Here is a 412-nt window from a genome sequence, read left to right as displayed (position 1 = left end):
CAGAGGAACCACTGGCGTTGCTGGGCATACGACAGCGAGTGCGCGCCCGGCTGCTCGCACACGCGGGGAATGGGCATTTGCAGGAAGCTGATGCCCTTGGAGCACAACCGTTGATAGAACAATTCCCGCTGCGGCAAAGGCAGCCCGGCGAAACGTCGGGCAAGATCGGCATTGTTGTTGAGATTCATATCAGACGGCCTCGAGTTCGCTCATGAATTCCCGCAGCTCGTCGAAGTCCGCTGCGTCGGTAGGTTTGTAGCCTTCAAGCGAAGTCGCATAGGCCTGTAAAGTCTCGGCCTGGAACAGCAAGACCAGGGGGGCATTCATGTCCAGCTCGGCATGGATGCGCGCCGTGACCTGAGTCGCCAGCAACGAATGCCCGCCGAGCTCGAAGAAGTTGTCGGCCATCCCG

2 protein-coding genes are annotated in these 412 nt (G+C 60.0%); both read right to left on the bottom strand.

Annotated elements, in window-relative coordinates; genetic code table 11:
- On the bottom strand, positions 1 to 188 hold a 188-nt coding region (locus HMPREF2886_RS21705; RefSeq protein ID WP_139147755.1), incomplete at its 3' end, for a hypothetical protein.
- Between the two features lies 1 nt (position 189).
- Positions 190 to 412, bottom strand: a 223-nt coding sequence (locus HMPREF2886_RS21700; protein WP_039699022.1) for a phosphopantetheine-binding protein, incomplete at its 5' end; no start/stop codon positions are given.

It is taken from the genome of Pseudomonas sp. HMSC066A08, assembly GCF_001813025.1.
Lineage (GTDB): Bacteria > Pseudomonadota > Gammaproteobacteria > Pseudomonadales > Pseudomonadaceae > Pseudomonas > Pseudomonas aeruginosa.
Note: the sequence above shows the minus strand (reverse complement) of the source record. Positions and strands in the feature narration are given on the sequence as shown.